Consider the following 19,167-nt stretch of genomic DNA (forward strand, 5'->3'; position numbering starts at 1 on the left):
TTTTAATTAATCTTTAAATAACCGGACTGACCAAAAATCGAGTCAACCATTTTTTCAATGTACTGAGAATCACCTATGCCCGAGCCGCGGATCTGCGCGTCCCACACCACATTGAATGTTTTGTCGACGGTATTCGGGTTTTTAAAATCGACCATCGAGATCAGCCAGTAACTTTCACTCGTCTCATAATACGAGTAGTAGCTCGGATACCCGTAGCCGTAACCATATCCGCCGCCCCAGTATCCGCCATAATAAGAAGAATAAGGATTGCTCGCCACATTCAGGTAAGTATTGGTCACCCAGGCAGCATTGATCCCTACATCCGGTTTACTTTTTGGGCTTACATATTTGTAGCCGAGGGCTTGCATATTGGTGATAATGCGTTGTAAAAGACTTCTGTCAATGTCAGTCAGCGCGGTGCCGGAGCGGTCATTTTCCACTACCAGTACGGAGTCAACAATGCTGAAAGTTTTGTACTGGGTATAGTTGGCAGACTGGTCGTGATTGGTAACATATACCAGCGATTCCTCGGTGGAAAGATCGCTGAGCGGGTCTTTGGAGCAGGATGAAAATCCCAGCCCGGCCGCTAGCAAAAGGAATATTGAGGCTTTTTTAAACATTTCGGGTCTTATTATTTAAAATTTGTTAATTAAACGAAAATTGAAATTGAAGATTTTATTTTTCGGTAATTCTCGGTTCAATTTTTTAGTTTTATTGAACGCTGCATTTTTACCTGACCACCGGTTGTAAAAATTGGTTGTACAGCGATAAAAATAGTCGCCGATAAGGAGAACATATTTACGATTTTCTTTGCTTTGAACGAACAGACATAGCGCTTTGACTTAATTAAATATATGGAAACAAAAGAAGAGATTTTAAGGATCATAGATGTATTAAACGACACCTACGAAAGCGAAGAAGCATGGTACGGGCCCTCCGTCGTGGAGGCACTCCGGGATGTAACCCCGAAAATGGCGGAGGTAAGGCTAAGCACGAACACACATTCCATCGCCGAAATCGTGTACCACATGACTACTTGGCGGATCTTCGCCGTGCGGAAAATCCAGGGCGATGCCGAGTTTGATATCAAGACGCAGGATAAGGATTGGAAGAAGTTTCCGATCGTGGATGAATTTGAGTGGGAAGCAATCCAGATGGAGCTCAGTCTTTCGCAGGAAGAACTGATCTCGGAGCTGGAAAAGATTGAGGATGACAGCTTTCTGGAAGAATTCGTGCCGGGGCGTGACTATTCCTACTATACATTAATCCATGGCGTGATACAGCACGACGTATATCATGCAGGTCAGATTGGGCTGATTAAAAAGGCAGTAAAAGGGATGCGGCTGGAAGAAGATGATTTCGGCGCTTTCGACGATCGGGCCGATTATGATAGCGGTTCAGAGTACTATTGATACTTGTATGAAATTTTGTGAAAAAGAGGAATTACTTATTGTTTATTGTTTAAATTTTATATTTTGCATTATAATAGAATATGGTATGTTCAAAAATGCCAATGTTCTAATGGTGTGGATATAGACGAAAAGGCTGCCCGATGCTTCGGACAGCCTTTTTTTTAATTTGAAAATCTGTGCAACATTTGAAATAACGAACTGGTAAAACATCTATGAAAATTTTAATTGTTGAAGACGAACCCAAGCTTGCGGGCTTCCTCAAAAGAGGCCTCGAAGAACAATCCTGGGAAGTTGAGCTGGCCTACGATGGTCAGGTAGGCAAAAAAATGGCTTCAAATTACCGTTTTGACGTGATTATCCTCGACGTAAACCTGCCGCTGCTCAATGGTTATGATCTCGCCAAGCAACTCAGAAGCGACGGTCTCTCCACCCCGATCCTCTTTCTGACAGCCCTGGGTACGATCGACGACAAGCTCGACGGTTTTGAGGCCGGCGGCGACGATTACCTGGTGAAACCTTTCGAGTTCCGCGAGCTGATCGCCCGCATCAAGGTACTTTCCAGCCGCAACAATTCCCGGGAACAATCGAACCAGGTACTTGCGCTGGCCGATCTTGAACTGAACCTGGATGAAAAGGTAGCACGCCGCTCCGGCAACCGCATTGATCTCACAGCCAAGGAGTTTGCACTGCTGGAATACCTCATGCGCAACCGCGGCCGTGTGGTTTCCCGCGTAGACATTGCCGAGCAGGTGTGGGATATCCGCTTCGATACCGGTACCAATGTGATTGATGTGTACATTAATTTTCTCCGTAAAAAAGTCGATAAAGATTATCCTAACAAACTGATCCACACGGTAGTAGGTATGGGATACATTTTCAAGGAAGAATGAATATCAAGTCCCGCCTGACGCTTTTATTTACCCTGCTGGTAGGCTCCATCATGGCGCTTTTCTGCTTGTCTATCTATTTTTTTTACGACCAGTACCGTGAAAGACAATTTTATTCTTTCCTGAATGAGCGTGGACAAACGGTGGCACAGCTGGTAGAGGCGAGTACGGGTATCAGTAAGGCGGACATTGAAAAGATTGAAAAAGAAAACAAGACGATTCTCCTCGACGAAGAAATCACCATTTATGACGGGGCGGATTCAGTAATTTTTATCAGCGGAAAAGAAAATTTCGTCTTGTCGAAAGCGGCCCTCCGCGAAGCCCGGAGCGGCAAGGAGCTTTTTACCAGGTATCACAACCGCGAAATGATCATTATCCGGCACATTTTGCAGGATCACCGGAAACCGTGGGTGGTGGTGGTGATTGCAGACGATTACCTGGGGATGAGCGCACTTGGAAGGCTGCGTGAAATTTTGCTGATCGGGTGGCTGCTCTCGCTGGTTTTGGTGGGCGTGGCGGGCTGGCAGTTTTCCAATGATGCCATCAAACCGGTGTCGGACATTATAGACCAGGTGAACAACATTTCAGCAGGTAACCTTCATGAAAAGGTGACCGTAGGGCGGGAGAAAGATGAGCTCGCGCTGTTGGCCGAAACATTCAACCAAATGCTGACGCGGCTGGAAATTGCTTTCGTGGCGCAGAAAAATTTCGTTTCCCATGCTTCCCATGAATTGCGGACGCCGCTGGCGCTTATTATGAGCGAAGCAGAGCTCAGCTTGATGAAAGAAAGGACCGTTCCCGAATACGAAGATGCCCTGAAAGGAATTTGGTCGGAGGCAAAAGAAATGAACGAGCTGGTAAGTCGCCTCCTCGAACTTGCCCGGACAGATGAAAATGCCTTCAAACTCAGTTTTTCCAAAATCCGGATCGATGAAGTTTTATGGCAGGCCAAAGCCTCTATCCAACAGAAAAACCCGGGATATCTGGTGCATGTACACTACGACAAAATCCCTGAAAATGAAGAACAACTGAAACGCTACGCAGACGAAAGTCTCTTACGCACGGCCTTTATCAACCTGATGGATAATGCCTGCAAATATTCGGGGAACAAAACCGTGAATGTGTACTTCGAGATCAAAAACAACCAGATCAGGATTTACTTCAAGGATACCGGTATTGGTATCGCCCCCGAGGAGCTTCCCTACATTTTCGACACCTTTTTCCGAAGCGCCAAAACCATCTCAAAACCAGGGTACGGCATCGGCCTCGCGCTCACCAAACGCATCATTAACATGCAGGGAGCCAGCATAGATGTAGAGTCGACGGTAGGTGTCGGCACGACCTTCATTCTGAAATTCCAGCCTTTTTAATTCTCTTTTAATTCTGCCTTAATGCCCCTTTAACAAACCTAAATGTTTTTTGTATCGTAAAATCAGTGTAACGATTTATACGCCGCAAGGAACCTGGTTTCCTCTATTGAAATTCGAATGAAATGCGCGATCAAAAGGCCGGCCGCAGGTCTGATCGTGATGGCAGGAGAAAGGAGGAAGAAAGGGTTCCCTGCGATCCGGATTGACGATTAACAAATCAAAAATAAACCGTATTGAGTTTAAATTGAGTTAGGTGAGTAGTAAGAAAAGACTGGCCTTCGGATTTTCCGGAGGCCAATTTTTTTTGTGCCAGTCTGAATTTTATATGTCATTCAACCGCGCCACGATCATGCCGGTATGTTTGGGCACGGAGGCTACGTATTCGGCAAGCGGCACATTGGACATGATCACTTTTTTTCCTGAAAGTGAAGCGTGGATCAGGTACGCCCGGCTGCCCACTTTGCTGATCACGCCCATGTGGTTCACGTCCAGGCCTTCCACCGAAGAAGTAAATGCCACAATGTCGCCATCGTGCAGCATAGGTTCTGCTTTCTGGATTCCTTCTTTGGGAATGTAGCTGTGCTCGCGGGAGTTGATAATGTTCTCCTGTTCCTTCACCTTTTCCCAAACCTGGCTTTCGGCCATCGCCGGATACAGGTTGGCGTGGTTGGTCATGAAGTTGATCTCCTTTTTAAAAGGAATACCGCCAACTTTCGCCGTAATGTCTTCCAGGCGTCCGCGCTTTTCGTTTTCATACATCCAATCGAGAATGTAATGCAGGCGGGAAGGGTAGCCGTCGATGATCCCGTCGCGGTAGCGGAGCTTGGTCAGCTCGTTTTTATAACCTTCAAAAGTGGGATTTTCATTTTTGGCGACAGCCAGCGCTATCGAGCTCTCTACCAACGTAGTGCAGTCCAGACCGTCGAATTTGCAGACAAGGCGCTCGGTAGGATTTCCTTCCAAAGTTCCGCCCACGTAGGGGGTACCCATAAACGATTCACTCATTCGCAAAACCTGGGTCCCGATATCCCGGCTATCCGGCAAGTCCATTTTTTGACTAAAAACCTTCTGTAAACCCGGCTGAGCGTAAATCGTGGCAGAAGTCAGAAGCAGAAGGGATAAAATGGCATTTCTCAACATACCTGGCTTTTTCTTAACAATGTAAATATCGGAGTCATGTAAAATTAGCGATCAAAAAAACAAAAACCGAGACCGGAGGTAACTCCACAGGCACACCTGTCGAAGTAATTTCTGCCGCCCGGAGACTCAGCTGGGGCATATCCAGCGGGAAAACCGGCTTCAAAGTGTACGAAGTAGTCGGGCCTAACTTTAAAAAATCAGTCCAGGCGCTTTGTGGAATGCGGACCGAAGTTTCAATGGTTCTGTTCTGGTCAAAGTTGTAGACAAATAGCAGCTTCTGGTTATCGGTGTAACGCAGGTAGCTGTAAACCAATGTCTTGTCATAGTTGTAAGACTGCCCGTCGACATTTGCATATTGCAGGTCGTAAAAACCGCCGGCGTACACTGCCTCATTTTCGATTACAAAATGGTTTAGGCTTTCGTAAAAGGCGCGGAGCTTTTGCTGGTCCGCATCAAGGAGCTCGGTATTGAATTTTCCACCATTCACCCACTGCTGAAATTCCGTCACGCCCCAGTAATCAAAAATCGTCGTGCGGCCATCTTCACCCTGAAAACCTTCTGCCGTCACCGGTTTTACGCCCAGCTCTTGGCCGAAATACAACATTAATGGCCCGGTATGCAAAGTTGCGCTCAATGTCATCGCTGGAAGCGCGAGGAACGGATCACCCGCGAAATAACGCGAAGCAATGCGCTGCTCGTCATGGTTTTCCAGGAACCGCAGCATTTTCTCACTGATATCTCCCGATTCCTGCTGCCATATTTTCGTAATGTCTTCTACCGTACCGTGACCTTCCACGAGCTTGCGGAGCGAGTTATAGAGCCCTACCTTATCATAGAGATAGTCGAATTTTCCAATGTTGATGTAATTGTGATACTCGAAAGGGTTATAAATTTCCGCAATAAAAATCACCTTGTCGTTCAGCTTCTTAACTTCCGGTATCACCCACGCCCAGAATTCCGCAGGTACCATTTCAGCCATATCGCAGCGGAAGCCATCGACGCCTTTCTGCACCCAAAAACGCAGGATATCATACATTTTCAGCCACGTGGAAGGGATCGGGTCGAAAAAATTGGTCTTGCCTCCCGGCTGGAAGTTGACGCCATAATTCAGCTTGATCGTCTCGTACCAGTCGTACTGGCTCGGCTGTGCCTGGAAAACATCATTTCCGGTCGCTTTGGCGGGTCTTTCGTGGTAAGGTTCCAACACCGGTATTGGCGGCGTGTGGCCTTCCGGAACCATAAAGTCCTGGTTTGGGATATAGTAAAAGTTGTTGGAAGGTTTGAAAAAGACCGTGTTATCATCCTCTTCCCCAAAATCTTTCACCCCCTCCGCACGCGCATCTGAATGATACTGGCGCGCTACGTGGTTTGGAATAAAATCAATGATCGCTTTCAAATTCAGGTTGTGCGTCCGGGCGATCAATGCTTCAAATTCCTGCATGCGGTTTTTAACATCGACAGCCAGGTCTGGATCCACATCATAATAATCCTTCACGGCATAGGGCGAGCCCGCAATTCCTTTAACAATCAGCGGATGATCCGGTTTGATGTCAAATTGCGAGTAGTCGGTTAGCGTGGCATGTTCGAGCACGCCGGTGTACCAGACGTGCGTGATCCCGAAATCTTTGAGCGCCTGCAAGGCCGTTTCGGTAATGTCATTGAATTTCCCGCAGCCGTTTTCTTCAATCGTCCCGTAGTTTTTATTGGTGGTAACCTGGTTTCCGAAAAGGCGTGTGAAGACCTGGTAAATGATGAACTTATCTTTGTTGATCAGCGACATAATCGAGTTTGAATGTACAGACCGGCGACCCGGTCGGGGTGGAAAAAGGGCATTCCTGAAAGTGCCGGAAAGCCCTGCAAAGCCCAATACGCTGCAAGAACGCAGGAGATAGGCTTTTTTCACTATTTTGCAAGATATTAAATTTGAAATGATATGCCCTCAATAAAAGCCTGCCTTTTTGATCTGGACGGCGTGATTGTAGACACTGCAAAGTACCATTACCTCGCCTGGCGGGAGCTGGCCAATGACCTGGGATTCGATATTTCACTGGAACAAAACGAGCGGCTGAAAGGCATCAGCCGGATGGAATCGCTGGAAATTATTCTCTCTATCGGCGGCGTAGTTTTGACGGAGGAAGAAAAGCTGGCGCGGGCTGCGGAGAAGAACCGCCGGTACCTGGAACTCTGCAAACAAATGACACCAGGTGACACCCTGCCGGGCGTCCGCAGGTTTATGGAAGAACTGAAATCAAACCGTATCCTGCTCGGCCTGGGCTCAGCGAGTAAAAATGCGACGGTGATCCTGAACAGCATTGATATGCTGCATTACTTTGATACCATCGTTGACGGAAATCGTTTAACCCGCGGCAAGCCCGACCCGCAGGTTTTCCAGCTGGGCGCGGAGGATTTAGGCGTAGGCGCAGAACATTGCGCTGTTTTTGAAGATGCGGTGGCGGGTATCCAGTCTGCAAAAGCCGCCGGAATGTTTGCAATCGGGGTAGGAGCGCCGTCAGTGCTTACGGAGGCAGACCTGGTTATTCCCGGATTCGAAACATTCAGTTATACGGACCTGCATTAGGTCAGGGCGCTTTCGGGTTATCATATTTGTAGCCGACAAAAGTATCACCGGCCCCATTGTCGAACTGGTAGATCAGCAGCGGATTCTTTTCCAGTTTTTGCAGCAGATATTTATTTTCGTCGGCAAAAGGCGGGGAATCTACTTTTACGGTCCATTTAGGTTGCAAAGGATTCCAGGCAACCGGAATGCTGTCGTAAGCCAGCTCGTAACCATTCAGATTGAAAATGATTTTCTGCTCTTTCTTTTGAAGAGAATCGGTCATTGTAATGCTGCTTTGTTTGACGGGCAGCAGCGTAGTGGTGCCGGTGGAAACCAGTCGCACGGACGATTTTTCGTCGAGCGGGATGATTTCATTTTCCGTCCAGAATTCGAGTGCGATCCTGGGTACTTGTGAAAATGTTCTGGCGCCTCCCAGGAGTACAAGGGTCAATGCCCAAAATAATGTTCGCTTTTTCATCTGAGATTGCGTTTTAGGTGAGCGTTTCGCTGATAGAGACAGGAATTTTGTCACCATTCGTTGCACATGGATGTAAATGCAGATACGCCAGGGTGCGGCGCGGGACATATCTTGTTGAAAAACAAGGCAGTAAAAATCAAGCCAAACAGATTATTGGCCCATTACACCAGATAAGAGGTATATTTTCACATATTTGACATTGTTTCCTGCCCGGAAACGCAGATTTATTAACACCCAGAATTACGCCCGGTCAACATGAAGAATTACATTAGCCACGACGAATGGTGCATAGTAGAGAATGGCTTTCACCCAGAAAACAACGAGATTACCGAAAGCCTGATGAGCCTGGGAAATGGCAGGATGGGGCAAAGAGGGAATTTTGAAGAAAGATATACCGGCAAAACGCTGCTGGGAAATTATGTGGCCGGCGTGTATTTTCCTGATAAAACCCGCGTAGGCTGGTGGAAAAACGGTTACCCCAATTATTTCGCGAAGGTTTTGAACGCCTGCAACTGGGTGGGAATTGATGTGCAGATCGGGGATGAAATGCTGGACCTGGGCAAATGTCAGATCGATGAATTCAGGCGTGTGCTGAATATGAAGGAAGGCGTACTGGAACGTACCGTAAAGGTGACGCTCTCAGGCGGAAGGCAGCTCAGCATACATACAAAGCGGTTTTGCAGCATGGCCGACGACGAATCCGGCGCGATCAGTTACAGTCTGGTACCCTTGAATTTCAGTGCGGAATGTATTATAACACCGTTTCTCGACGGGAATATCCGCAACCGTGACTCGAATTACGATGAATCTTTCTGGAATGAAATCGCGAAGGAAAGCGGCGATCATGCAGGTTATCTGACGCTGGAAACGAAAGAAAATCCGTACGGTGTGGAGCAGTTCAGGGTGACTACCGGGATGAAGTTTGAAATAAAAATAAATGGCGAGCCGACTCAACTGGAATCTCAGACATTTACATCTGAAAAGTATGTGTCGGGCAGCATTAAATGCACTTTAAAAGAGAGTGATAACCTGACGATTTATAAATACGCAGTGAATTTATCATCGGCCAATTATGCTGCTGACGAACTTTTGCCTTCTGCCAAAACCTACATCGACCGTATTTCAGAAAAAGGCTTTGACCAGATGTATGCAGAGCACGTGCAGGTTTGGGCTGATAAATGGGCAAAAAATGACATTGTGATTGAAGGGAATGTGGCTGCACAGCAGGGGATAAGGTTCAATATTTTTCATCTTGGACAAACCTACACCGGCGAGGACGAGCGACTGAACATTGGCCCGAAAGGTTTTACCGGAGAAAAATACGGCGGCGGTACCTACTGGGATACCGAGGCGTACTGCATTCCATTTTACCTGGCCACTGCAGAGCACAAAGTGGCACGTAACCTGCTCGTATATAGACATAAGCACCTGCAAAAAGCGATCGAAAATGCGGAGAAATTAGGCTTTTCCGACGGCGCCGCACTGTACCCGATGGTGACGATGAACGGAGAGGAATGTCATAATGAGTGGGAAATTACTTTCGAGGAAATACATCGCAATGGTGCCATCGCTTACGCCATTTATGACTATACCCGCTATACCGGCGACCAGAGTTATCTATCGGAATATGGGCTGGAAGTTTTGATCGGGATTTCCAGGTTTTGGAAGCAACGGATTACGTGGTCGACCGATCGGAATAAGTACGTGATGCTGGGCGTGACGGGGCCGAACGAATATGAGAACAATGTGAACAACAACTGGTATACCAACTACATTGCCTTCTGGACATTGCGGTATACCCTGGAAAATGTGAGCCGGCTGTGGGCTGAGGATACCCAGGCGCTCAACGAGGTTATTCACAAAACCGGCCTGAAACTGAACAAAGAACTTGGCGAGTGGAAGCACATTGTCGAAAGTATGTACTTCCCGTACGATGAAAACCGGAAGGTGTTTTTACAGCAGCAGGGGTTTCTGGATAAAGAACTGCTCACGGTAGATGATATCTCGGATCACCGCCCGATTAACCAGAAATGGTCGTGGGACAGGATTTTACGGTCTTGCTTTATCAAGCAGGCGGATGTTTTGCAGGGCCTGTACTTTTTTGAAGACGAATTTGATTCTGAAACTGTCCGCCGGAATTTCGCCTTTTACGAGCCGATGACGGTGCATGAATCGTCACTTTCGCCTTGTGTGCATGCTATCCTCGCGGCAGGCATCGGGCTGAAAGAAAAGGCTTACGAAATGTATGTCCGCACGGCAAGGCTTGATCTCGACGATTATAACAATGATACCCAGGACGGCCTGCACATTACTTCCATGGCGGGAACCTGGATGAGCATCGTGAAAGGCTTTGCCGGTCAGCGCGTGAAAGACGGTGTTTTGGTGCTGAATCCGTATGTCCCCGAGCAGTGGAATGCCTATTCTTTCCGGATCGGTTTCCGCGGGAGCTGGCTGAAAATTTCTGTCAAAAAGCGGGAAGTGATCATTGAAAATACTTCTGAAACTGCGCTGAAATTGCTTGTCAAAGGAAGAGAAATAGCAGTGGGAAGCCTCGAAACAGTAGTTGTATAGGATAAGGTTATTTCTGGAAAAAATGATATTATACCTGTGGATTACTGAATGGTGTAAAGCTGAAATTGTAAATCTGAAACATTCCTTGTAGGTTAGTAGCTTTTGAGCCAGTTCAGAATTGACTATGCTGCAAAAGTTTTACCTGATCATTACATTCACTATTCTGTTGACACTTATGGCTTTACGGCCTGGGAGCGTCTCTGCGCAGGATTTTGGAGAATGTCAGAAAATAGTCAAAGATTTACTGCCGGTTTTTAACCGCGCTTTTGAAGAAAATAATCCTGCCCTGCTTCGCGAAGAATCTTACCAGCGGGGCATCCGCAACCTTCAGGCAGCTTACGCATTATATCACAAGGAAGCATTTCAGGCGACGGACTCCGCGCAGCGGATGAACAATGAAGCCGTCATTCTTGCACTGTCCGGAAACTACCAAAAGGCGCTGCACATTATGGAAGAACTGGACCTCAGCGCCCAGGATGCCCAGCTGCATTACAATCGCGGATTGTTCGGTTTACTCTCCGGCAAGTTCGATCAGGCCCGGAATGATTTCAACGAATCACCCGGCGGCGCAGAAGCTACATTGAATACGCTGGTGACTTTTGGGAAACAGAAAAAATACAATGAAGCGGTTAGTTTTGCCAGTACCAATTCTGCGAGAGGAACCGGTGGTAAGTGGAATTATAACCTGGGGCTTTTGCATAAATTTCTGGGTCAAAACGAAGAAGCCGTAGACGAAATTACGACGGCGATCCGGCAAAAGGATGAAATGGCTTATCGCTTGCAGCGCGGTGACATATTGATGCACACAGGCAGCGAGAAAAAGGCGGTGAAGGATTTTGAAAAAGTATCTAAAACCCACCCGAAAGCCCAGATCCGGTACGCGAATGCATTACTTTCCCTGAACCAGTTCGGGGCTGCAAAAGCGGTTTTTCAAACTTACCTGGAAAGCGACGACCGGACTTTTCGCGGTGACGCCTATCTCGGAATTGCTCACGCTTCCTACGGATTGCACCAGATCAGCGAGGCGCAGCGGTTTTACAAGCTCGCGTCTACCATTAAGCGTGAGACGCCGGCATTGCAGGCGGGAATAGGTAATACACATTTGGCAAAACGGGAATATCAGACAGCATTCACGCTTTTCGACAGGGTAATTAAAAAGGATTCAACCTACCTGCCGGCCTATCTGGGCAGGGCGATTTCGTATTATGGTCAAAAGAAATATGACCTTGCGCTGAAAGATTTTAAGAAGGCAGAAAAGGCCCTGGACGAAAACAACCGCTTTTTTGCTGACCTTTTTGTCAGCAAAGCGTTCTCCGAATATTACCTGAAAAGAAGTCCCGAAGCGCAGGAAGATTTCCTGAAAGCCATTAAGCTGGATGGAACCCGGTATGAGGCGCTGGCGGGTATCAGCGGAATTATGATCGATCAGAAGCGGTACTCTGAGGCTGGGCAATATCTGGCAAAAGCATTGCAGTATGAGCAGGGTTACGATCTGATGTGGAGCAACTACGGCAGCTTGCTGATGCACTTTGATATGTATAAAAAGGGCTACAAGGTTTTCCAAAAAGCGGTTTCGCTTAATCCTTCCAATGTGAATGCACAAAATGGCTGGGGCGTGGTATTGCTTGAAAATGACCAGCTCGATAAGGCTATGACACTCTACGACAGTCTCGTACGTGAAAAGCCGGAGTTGCCGTTTTTGCATAACAACCGCGGGATCGTGCAGGCGTATATAGGAAACAGGCACTCGCAGAAACACCAGGTAAATGAAGCGAATGCGCGCTATGACGGCTCTTACGAGGATTTCAAAAAAGCGATGGACGTGGCGCCCGCCCGGAAGTTTTACAATGTCAACCAGGGTAATGTATACCGGTACCAGGAGAAATTCGACGAGGCGAAACTGAGCTACCAGACTTACCAGGATAAGAGTGCGCTGAATAACACAGCGGTGATGTACGCGGGGCAGCAGCGTTTGAAAGAAGCCAAATATTACCTCGGAGTTGCTTTGCAGATCGACTCGCTGCACCGGGTTTTTCAATATAACATGACGATCCTGGCAAAAGGCAAGCAGCAGGAAATGATGAGGCTCGTGGCGTCATCGGATGAGAACAGTCCGTTTTCAGATATCGGGATTAAATACAGCCGCGATGGTTTTGTGACGATCTATCTCTATGATTACGAGTATGATGTGCTGTCGTTCCCGGGCAGACATTATATGCCGCTTCCGGTGGCCGAATACAAGGAAGATTATTTTATTCCCGAATACGACTTTAAGCTGGTGGCTTACGAAAAAAAGAAGGGTGATACTACGAAAAAGAAGCGGGTGCACTACCACAGTCAGAAAGTGAAACTGCCAGGCTCTCGGGGTAAGTCAGGAACGAAGTGCCCTATACTTTTCTAATGTCATTTTAACAATTGTCGCGGCGTTTCCTTCAAAACCGGTGCATGAGAAATATTTTCTACGATATTCTCGTCTCAAATCCACATTAGCTGCATTTTTCTCTACTGTGGGAAGATTTGACATTAAAGGTGAGTTAAATGCCAGTTGTCAGGACTTTGTGATAATGTTCCGCACTTCTACAAAGCTGATCGGTTTATCGAGGAAGTAATCGGCGCCATTTTTCAAGGCTTCCTCTTTCAGATTTGTCATTGCACTCATCATCACCACCTTCACTTGACGATCACTTACCCGGCTTTTCAGTCGCTGTATTTCGTCGATGCCTTTGCCGTCAGGTAAGTTATTGTCAATGAATATCCAATCAGGGTTAATGTCGTTGACACAAAGCATGCCTTCGCGTATGGAAGAGGCCACTTTGATAGCGGTTTCGGGTGATTTGATATTTAACTGCCTTACTAGAAAATTGCGCAACAACACTCCCAAATCATGCTCATCTTCAATTATAACAATTTTCATAGCGATGTGTCAGAAATAAAATTTTAGCATTGTTAGTGGAGCACCTGGAAATAATATAAATCGCCGTTTTTTGAGTTTGACAAAGCAATAATCCTGCCATTTGCCGGACAGAGGGCATTTTTTCTTTTTACCGGGCCACTTGATTATTTCCCGGCGCGGCTGCTTTCACAGCACTTGTCCCTCTTTTACGCTTTTTAGGAATTAAATTTTACAGCCCCGAATATTCCAATTTTAACATTCCGGCAATCACCATGTTTATAAGTGTCTGTAAAACAACTATTTAAAGTATCTGCGAATACTCGTAAAATTTTTGGTACAGGATTTGTCCGAAAGCTATTTTAGGTATTCATCACATAAATCCGAAGAAAACATGTCAAACAGCAAGATCGTTTTAGGAATTGTAACAGCGGCAGTCGCAGGTGCAGTGATAGGGTTACTTTTCGCACCGGACGAAGGCGACAAGACCATTAAAAAACTGAAAAAGAAAACCAACAGTCTCGCCGCAGATCTGATCGACGCGCTTGAAAAAAGTAAAGCGAAAGCCGAGCAGACAGCTTCCGACCTGAAAGAAGAAGGTGAAAAGTATAAGGATGAGGCTGCCAACAAAGCGGCTGACTATGCGGACGCAGCAAAAGAACAATATCATAATCTATAAGCAGACAAGCCGGTCGGGACGAAAATTCTGACCGGCTTTTTAATTCCGGATCAACATCATGGAGTCTTCATCAACAATCGAAAAAGGAGTAAGCAATGTGCTGGTAAAAACCGTACTGCGGAGGTTGCCGGCTCCACTAAACCTGGTGGCGCCACTTGTGGTAGAAAAAGCGCTCGTCCAGTACGGGATTCCCGAAGGACGTGAGATTTTACTCAAAGGCTTGAAGTGGGTCAAAAAAATGACCGACGAAAAACCCGAGGAGCAGCGCTAGTCCCTGACTTACTTTACAACACTGAGAGAACCCGTCCGCAAGATGGGTTCTTTTGTTTTTACGCCTGTCCTACGGGCAAGGCTTTTGTTAACATTTCTGTTAACTTTTATTCGTGTATACTGATCACAGGTAACCGGCTGCCCTGATTTCTCCCGGAAACAGGCGGCGCAGAAAGACTTGCATTTTCAGCCGGACCGGAAAAATAAAAGTGACCCGGTTTGATAATCAGGCAGATGCAAAAATTAGTTAGAATCGAAAGGTACGTATAGCGGGAAACGGGTAGCAAATTTAGTCACCAGGAAGGACGCCTACTGCAGGAATTGAAAGTCGAATATTGTAAAAGTGCCATGTGGATTAGCTCTACATTCTGAATTAACTTTCTCAGTCTGTGGAAATAACTACGCAATCTTTCTGAACCGGCAAAACCATTACCTGTAGATTGAATAAAGAGTCGTAAATTTAAAGCATTAAGAGAATTACCATTTACCACCGGTTGCTATATGCAAAGACAGACGCAGACGCAAAGACAGACCCTAAAATATTCGCCCCTTCAGATTCAAATGCTGAATTTGTTGCATTTGACTACGATGGAGTTGGAGCAGAGAATTAAGGAAGAAATTGAAGAAAATCCGATACTGGAAGAGGGTAAAGAAGAGAGTACCACCGAAGATAATGCCGACGAGTTTCAGGATTCGGATGACAGTGCATCTTTGGGAGAAGACAGTTCCGTACAAGATTACTACGACTGGGACGAATTCCGGGACGACGACATTCCGGACTACAAGACTTACGCAAATAACCAATCAGCCGATAATGAGCTTTACACGCGGCCGATGGTCGAGACGGTATCATTCCGGGATGAGCTGAAACAGCAGATACATTTCCTTCGCCTTGACGAAAGGCAGCAGCTCGTGGCCGATTTTGTGCTCGATTCACTGGATGAAGACGGGTTTCTTCGAAGAGAAAGCGATGTGATTGCGGATGACATTTCCTTCGCCAACAGCATGTTCATTGAAGCTGACGAGGTGAATGCCATGCTGAAAATCATCCAGCAGCTCGATCCGCCCGGCATTGCGGCAAGAGACCTCAAAGAATGCCTGGTGATACAGCTTCATCGCATGGAAGTCCAGAATGAAACCTGGAAGTGGGCTTACCGGATTGTCTGCGATGCTTTTGACGAACTCGGCTCCCGCAATTACGACAAGATCATGCGGATCACCGGCCTGGACGAAGAATCGCTGAAAAAGGCCATCCAGCTGATCACAACATTGAATCCAAAACCTGCCTCAGGCCTACGGAACGATTCCATTGTCAATGAAAGCATCAAGCCGGATTTTATGCTCTGGTATACAGAGGACGGCGAAATAGAAGTACAACTTACCTGGGGCAACAGCCCGGCCTTGAAGCTCAATAAGCTGTTTACCAAAATGGCGGAGCAAAAAAATGACAAGGCGACCAATCAATTCCTTAAAAATAAAATGAATTCGGCCAAATGGTTCATCGATGCGATCAAGCAGCGGGAAAACACCATGCTGAGCACATTGAAGGCGATTGTAAGGCTGCAATACGACTACTTTCAGACCGGCGACATTAAAAAGCTGCGCCCGATGATCCTGAAAGATGTGGCCGAGATCATTGATATGGATATTTCCACCGTTTCGAGGGTGACCACCAATAAATATGTCCAGACCCCTTTCGGGATCGTACTGCTGAAAGACCTGTTTACCGAAGGCGTGACCAATGAAGATGGTACCGAGGTTTCGAACAGGGAAATCCAGGAGGCGATCAGGGAGATTGTCGGTGCAGAAGACAAAAGACATCCGTATAATGATCAGCAGATTACGGATATGCTTTCGGAAAAAGGCTATTCCGTGGCGCGGCGTACCGTGGCTAAATACCGGGAACAACTGAACATTCCGACGGCAAGATTACGAGTTACCATTTAAAATTAAGCCCTAAAACCAGGCATGAAAAAAATTGTTGTTGTTGATGATGAGGCAGATATCTGTTTCTTGCTGAAAAGATTTTTATCCAAAAATGATTTCATAGTTGAAACAGCCCAAAATGGCAAAGACGGCCTCGCGCTGATCGAATCGGTTTCACCGGATCTGGTAATGACCGATTTCAGGCTGGGTGACATTACGGGTACCGACCTGCTTACAGCCATCAAATCCAAACGGCCCCACGTGCCGGTGCTGATCATTACCGGATATTCCGATATCAAGGTGGCGGTGAATGTGATGAAGTTGGGGGCTTACGATTACATTACAAAACCCCTTTTTCCGGATGAGATATTGGTAACCGTTAAAAAAGCGATTGCCGATGCCGAATCTTCCAAAGCCGAGGAGCAGGAATACACTTCTTCGGCCCCGGTTGCCGGACAAACCGGCGATGCACCGAAACCAGGCCGGAAAAGCAGCTCACGCATGAAAGCGGGCTACATAATGGGCCAGAGCGATATTTCGGACAACCTTTTCAAACAGGTGGACCTGGTTGCGCCTACCAATTTCAGTGTGATCATTTACGGGGAAAGCGGCTCGGGTAAAGAGGCGATCGCCCAGGAAATACATAACCGGTCGCGGAGAAAAGATATGCCATTTGTGGCGATGGACTGCGGCGCGATTTCGAAGGAATTGGCTGGTAGTGAGCTATTTGGTCACGAAAAAGGATCATTTACCGGTGCACTAAATACCAAGATCGGGCATTTTGAAATGGCAAACGGCGGTACACTGTTCCTGGATGAAGTGTCCAACTTATCCTACGAAATCCAGGTAGCATTGCTGCGTGTAGTTCAGGAACGTAAAATGCGACGCATCGGTGGTTCGAAAGAGATCGACCTGGATGTACGGATCATTGTGGCGAGTAACGAAAGACTGCTCGAATCGGCTAGAAATGGTAAGTTCAGGGAGGATCTTTATTATCGTTTCAATGAATTTACGATCGAGGTACCGGCTCTGAGAAACAGAAAAGATGACCTGATGCTTTTTGCCGGGGCTTTTCTGGATACAACCAATGTAGAGCTTAATAAAAATGTCAGCGGGTTTTCGGAAGAAGTTAAAAACGATTTTCTGAACTACTCGTGGCCGGGTAACCTGCGTGAGTTGAAAAATGTGATCAAACGCGCAACATTGCTTTCAGACGGCGAACTGATTGAGGAAAAGTCACTGCCTTTTGAAATTGTAAACTATAAAAGACTCAAAGACCTGGACGAAGAGCCGGCGGCACCGGCTGCGGCATCTGCATCGACAGGCAGCGTTGAAAGTCCTGTGGAAGGAGATGATTCCAAACCAAGCCTGAAAACCGTCGCCAATGAAGCTGAGTATGATATGATCATGCAGGTACTGCGCGATGTGAATTTCAATAAAAGCAAGGCTGCGCGTTTGCTGAACATCGACAGGAAAACGCTTTATAATAAAATGAAGCAATTTGATATTTAGAGGGGGAGAACTGACGCGGAATGAACAGCAAGCTTATAAAAGTACTCCTTGTTGACGACGACGAGGACGACTATTTTCTGACCAGGGAATATTTTCAGGACCTGGTTAACTGGAAATTCGATATTACCTGGTGTGCAACCTTCAAAGATGCGCAGGAGCAGATCGGGCATCATAAATATGACCTCTATCTGTTTGATTATCTGCTTGGAGGAAACACGGGTATCGATCTGATTGAGCTTGCCTGCCAGTTTGAATGTGAAGAACCGATCATCTTATTGACGGGAAAAGGGGATACCAAGATCGCGGTGGAAGCATTGCGGCTGGGTGCTGCCGATTACCTGATCAAAAGCGAGCTGGACGCCGAAAAGCTGGAAAGAAGCATTCGGTATGCGCTGGAAAGAACCTCCGTTTTGAAAGCGTTGCGGCACAGTGAAAGACGTTACCGCCGCGTTTTTGAGGAATCCAGCGATTTCCTTTTTATCAGTGACCTTGCAGGCAACATTATCGATTTCAATGCCTCGGCTTCCGTACTTACCGGTTTTTCGGAAGAAGATCTCCGCCTTAAAAACATTGTCGACCTGATCGACGAACCCCAGTTTTCGGTTCAGTGGAAAAACATCAAGGAACACGCAATCCACGACCAGGAGTTGCGCGTTTTGACCAAAGACGGTGATAAGAAATACTGTCTTTTCTCAGCCTCCGTCGAATTTGACGAGGACCATCCCTACATTCAGGGCCGGATGCATGATATGACGGCCCGGAAACAATCGGAGCGGGAAAGACTTTTCTCTGAAAAAATGGCTGTGACAGGCCGGCTTGTGAGAATGCTGGCGCATGAGGTACGCAATCCGCTCACAAATGTGAACCTGTCGGCGGAGCAGCTCGAAATGGAGCTTGTCGACGAAGACCAGAAATTTTACACCCAGATCATCAAAAGGAATTGCACTCGTATTAACGATCTGATCTCACAGCTTTTACAGCCATCGACTTCTGCCGACATTGAGCTGGTGGAAAAACCGATACACGCTGAATTAAAAGAGGCAATCGGCGCCGCGCTGGATCGTGTTCAACTCAAACGCATCCAGATCGTCAGCGAATTTGCCGAGGAAGAATTACTTCTTCCGCTGGATTCGGTATCCCTGCAAATGGCCTTTTTGAACCTCATTACCAATGCGATAGAGGCCATGGAAGAAGACCACGGCATCCTGCGCATCTCGACCAAAAATCATGGAGATACCATTCAGGTGATTTTTGCGGATAATGGTTCGGGGATCAACGAGGAGCACATGGAGAAGATTTTTGAACCCTATTTTACGGGTAAAAACAATGGTATGGGCATCGGGCTTTCTACCACCATGAGCGTAATCCACGCGCACCACGGCCGTATCGACGTGCAGTCGCAGGTGGGGCAGGGCACTACATTCACCATCAGCTTTCAGGAAGGTAAGTAGACGCAGTAATGAAATTACCGGCGC

Annotated in this window: 16 protein-coding genes; 11 read left to right on the top strand and 5 right to left on the bottom strand. The window is 47.0% G+C overall.

Annotated features, from left to right (window positions below; translation table 11 throughout):
• Positions 1-2 precede the first annotated feature (2 nt).
• Positions 3-620: a DUF4136 domain-containing protein gene (locus FEN17_RS21675; protein WP_138367478.1), complete on the bottom strand. Its 618-nt coding sequence runs from the start codon at positions 618-620 to the stop codon at positions 3-5.
• A gap of 234 nt (positions 621-854) precedes the next feature.
• Between FEN17_RS21675 and FEN17_RS21680 the strand changes: the two genes are divergently transcribed.
• From FEN17_RS21680 to FEN17_RS21690, 3 genes are all read left to right on the top strand, one after another.
• The gene (locus FEN17_RS21680) at positions 855-1,412 is read left to right on the top strand and encodes a DinB family protein (RefSeq protein WP_138367479.1); all 558 of its coding nucleotides are present in this window, start codon (positions 855-857) and stop codon (positions 1,410-1,412) included.
• Positions 1,413-1,624: 212 nt separating this feature from the next.
• Entirely contained in the window at positions 1,625-2,302 is a 678-nt protein-coding gene (locus tag FEN17_RS21685; protein WP_138367480.1) for a response regulator, read from the top strand.
• Positions 2,299-3,669, top strand: a complete 1,371-nt coding sequence (locus FEN17_RS21690; protein ID WP_138367481.1) for a sensor histidine kinase — start codon at positions 2,299-2,301, stop codon at positions 3,667-3,669. Before FEN17_RS21685 ends, FEN17_RS21690 begins: the two co-directional genes overlap by 4 nt.
• A 321-nt stretch (positions 3,670-3,990) precedes the next feature.
• On the opposite strand, the gene FEN17_RS21695 is transcribed toward FEN17_RS21690, so the two are convergent.
• Together FEN17_RS21695 and FEN17_RS21700 are read right to left on the bottom strand one after the other, a co-directional pair.
• A complete protein-coding gene (locus tag FEN17_RS21695; protein WP_138367482.1) occupies positions 3,991-4,809 on the bottom strand; it encodes an N-acetylmuramoyl-L-alanine amidase-like domain-containing protein in 819 nt (272 codons plus the stop codon).
• 34 nt (positions 4,810-4,843) lie between these two features.
• Entirely contained in the window at positions 4,844-6,589 is a 1,746-nt protein-coding gene (locus FEN17_RS21700; RefSeq protein WP_138367900.1) for an alpha-amylase family protein, read from the bottom strand.
• A gap of 153 nt (positions 6,590-6,742) precedes the next feature.
• On the opposite strand from FEN17_RS21700, the gene pgmB reads away from it, so the two are divergent.
• Positions 6,743-7,387 (top strand): beta-phosphoglucomutase, encoded by a 645-nt coding sequence (gene pgmB, locus FEN17_RS21705; RefSeq protein WP_138367483.1) that lies wholly within the window; start codon positions 6,743-6,745, stop codon positions 7,385-7,387.
• A gap of 1 nt (position 7,388) precedes the next feature.
• Here the strand turns inward: pgmB and FEN17_RS21710 are convergent, their stop codons facing one another.
• Positions 7,389-7,844, bottom strand: coding sequence for a hypothetical protein (locus tag FEN17_RS21710; protein ID WP_138367484.1), 456 nt, complete (start codon positions 7,842-7,844; stop codon positions 7,389-7,391).
• A 255-nt stretch (positions 7,845-8,099) separates the two neighbouring features.
• On the opposite strand from FEN17_RS21710, the gene FEN17_RS21715 reads away from it, so the two are divergent.
• Both FEN17_RS21715 and FEN17_RS21720 read left to right on the top strand, forming a co-directional pair.
• On the top strand, positions 8,100-10,415 hold the full coding sequence (locus tag FEN17_RS21715) for a glycoside hydrolase family 65 protein (protein WP_138367485.1): 2,316 nt from the start codon (positions 8,100-8,102) through the stop codon (positions 10,413-10,415).
• Between the two features lie 175 nt (positions 10,416-10,590).
• A complete protein-coding gene (locus tag FEN17_RS21720) occupies positions 10,591-12,816 on the top strand; it encodes a tetratricopeptide repeat protein (protein WP_229208939.1) in 2,226 nt (741 codons plus the stop codon).
• Positions 12,817-12,963: 147 nt separating this feature from the next.
• Here the strand turns inward: FEN17_RS21720 and FEN17_RS21725 are convergent, their stop codons facing one another.
• Positions 12,964-13,329 carry a response regulator gene (locus FEN17_RS21725; protein ID WP_138367487.1) on the bottom strand — a complete coding sequence of 122 codons (366 nt, stop codon included), beginning with the start codon at positions 13,327-13,329 and terminating at the stop codon, positions 12,964-12,966.
• A gap of 370 nt (positions 13,330-13,699) precedes the next feature.
• On the opposite strand from FEN17_RS21725, the gene FEN17_RS21730 reads away from it, so the two are divergent.
• The 5 genes from FEN17_RS21730 to FEN17_RS21750 all read left to right on the top strand — a co-directional run bounded on the left by FEN17_RS21730 (position 13,700) and on the right by FEN17_RS21750 (position 19,143).
• Positions 13,700-13,984: a YtxH domain-containing protein gene (locus tag FEN17_RS21730; RefSeq protein WP_138367488.1), complete on the top strand. Its 285-nt coding sequence runs from the start codon at positions 13,700-13,702 to the stop codon at positions 13,982-13,984.
• Positions 13,985-14,042: 58 nt separating this feature from the next.
• Positions 14,043-14,255, top strand: coding sequence for a hypothetical protein (locus FEN17_RS21735; protein ID WP_138367489.1), 213 nt, complete (start codon positions 14,043-14,045; stop codon positions 14,253-14,255).
• Positions 14,256-14,755: 500 nt separating this feature from the next.
• Entirely contained in the window at positions 14,756-16,201 is a 1,446-nt protein-coding gene (gene rpoN / locus FEN17_RS21740) for an RNA polymerase factor sigma-54 (protein ID WP_138367490.1), read from the top strand.
• Positions 16,202-16,222: 21 nt separating this feature from the next.
• Entirely contained in the window at positions 16,223-17,692 is a 1,470-nt protein-coding gene (locus FEN17_RS21745) for a sigma-54-dependent transcriptional regulator (RefSeq protein ID WP_138367491.1), read from the top strand.
• Positions 17,693-17,712: 20 nt separating this feature from the next.
• The gene (locus FEN17_RS21750) at positions 17,713-19,143 is read left to right on the top strand and encodes a hybrid sensor histidine kinase/response regulator (protein ID WP_138367492.1); all 1,431 of its coding nucleotides are present in this window, start codon (positions 17,713-17,715) and stop codon (positions 19,141-19,143) included.
• Positions 19,144-19,167: the final 24 nt, after the last annotated feature.

This window comes from Dyadobacter luticola (assembly GCF_005860805.1).
Classification (GTDB): domain Bacteria; phylum Bacteroidota; class Bacteroidia; order Cytophagales; family Spirosomataceae; genus Dyadobacter; species Dyadobacter luticola.

Coding starts and splice junctions, on each gene's coding strand:
- FEN17_RS21675 (WP_138367478.1), bottom strand. CDS start 620: ATGTTTAAAAAAGCCTCAATATTCCTTTTGCTAGCGGCCGGGCTGGGA.
- FEN17_RS21680 (WP_138367479.1), top strand. CDS start 855: ATGGAAACAAAAGAAGAGATTTTAAGGATCATAGATGTATTAAACGAC.
- FEN17_RS21685 (WP_138367480.1), top strand. CDS start 1,625: ATGAAAATTTTAATTGTTGAAGACGAACCCAAGCTTGCGGGCTTCCTC.
- FEN17_RS21690 (WP_138367481.1), top strand. CDS start 2,299: ATGAATATCAAGTCCCGCCTGACGCTTTTATTTACCCTGCTGGTAGGC.
- FEN17_RS21695 (WP_138367482.1), bottom strand. CDS start 4,809: ATGTTGAGAAATGCCATTTTATCCCTTCTGCTTCTGACTTCTGCCACG.
- FEN17_RS21700 (WP_138367900.1), bottom strand. CDS start 6,589: ATGTCGCTGATCAACAAAGATAAGTTCATCATTTACCAGGTCTTCACA.
- pgmB (WP_138367483.1), top strand. CDS start 6,743: ATGCCCTCAATAAAAGCCTGCCTTTTTGATCTGGACGGCGTGATTGTA.
- FEN17_RS21710 (WP_138367484.1), bottom strand. CDS start 7,844: ATGAAAAAGCGAACATTATTTTGGGCATTGACCCTTGTACTCCTGGGA.
- FEN17_RS21715 (WP_138367485.1), top strand. CDS start 8,100: ATGAAGAATTACATTAGCCACGACGAATGGTGCATAGTAGAGAATGGC.
- FEN17_RS21720 (WP_229208939.1), top strand. CDS start 10,591: ATGGCTTTACGGCCTGGGAGCGTCTCTGCGCAGGATTTTGGAGAATGT.
- FEN17_RS21725 (WP_138367487.1), bottom strand. CDS start 13,329: ATGAAAATTGTTATAATTGAAGATGAGCATGATTTGGGAGTGTTGTTG.
- FEN17_RS21730 (WP_138367488.1), top strand. CDS start 13,700: ATGTCAAACAGCAAGATCGTTTTAGGAATTGTAACAGCGGCAGTCGCA.
- FEN17_RS21735 (WP_138367489.1), top strand. CDS start 14,043: ATGGAGTCTTCATCAACAATCGAAAAAGGAGTAAGCAATGTGCTGGTA.
- rpoN (WP_138367490.1), top strand. CDS start 14,756: ATGCAAAGACAGACGCAGACGCAAAGACAGACCCTAAAATATTCGCCC.
- FEN17_RS21745 (WP_138367491.1), top strand. CDS start 16,223: ATGAAAAAAATTGTTGTTGTTGATGATGAGGCAGATATCTGTTTCTTG.
- FEN17_RS21750 (WP_138367492.1), top strand. CDS start 17,713: ATGAACAGCAAGCTTATAAAAGTACTCCTTGTTGACGACGACGAGGAC.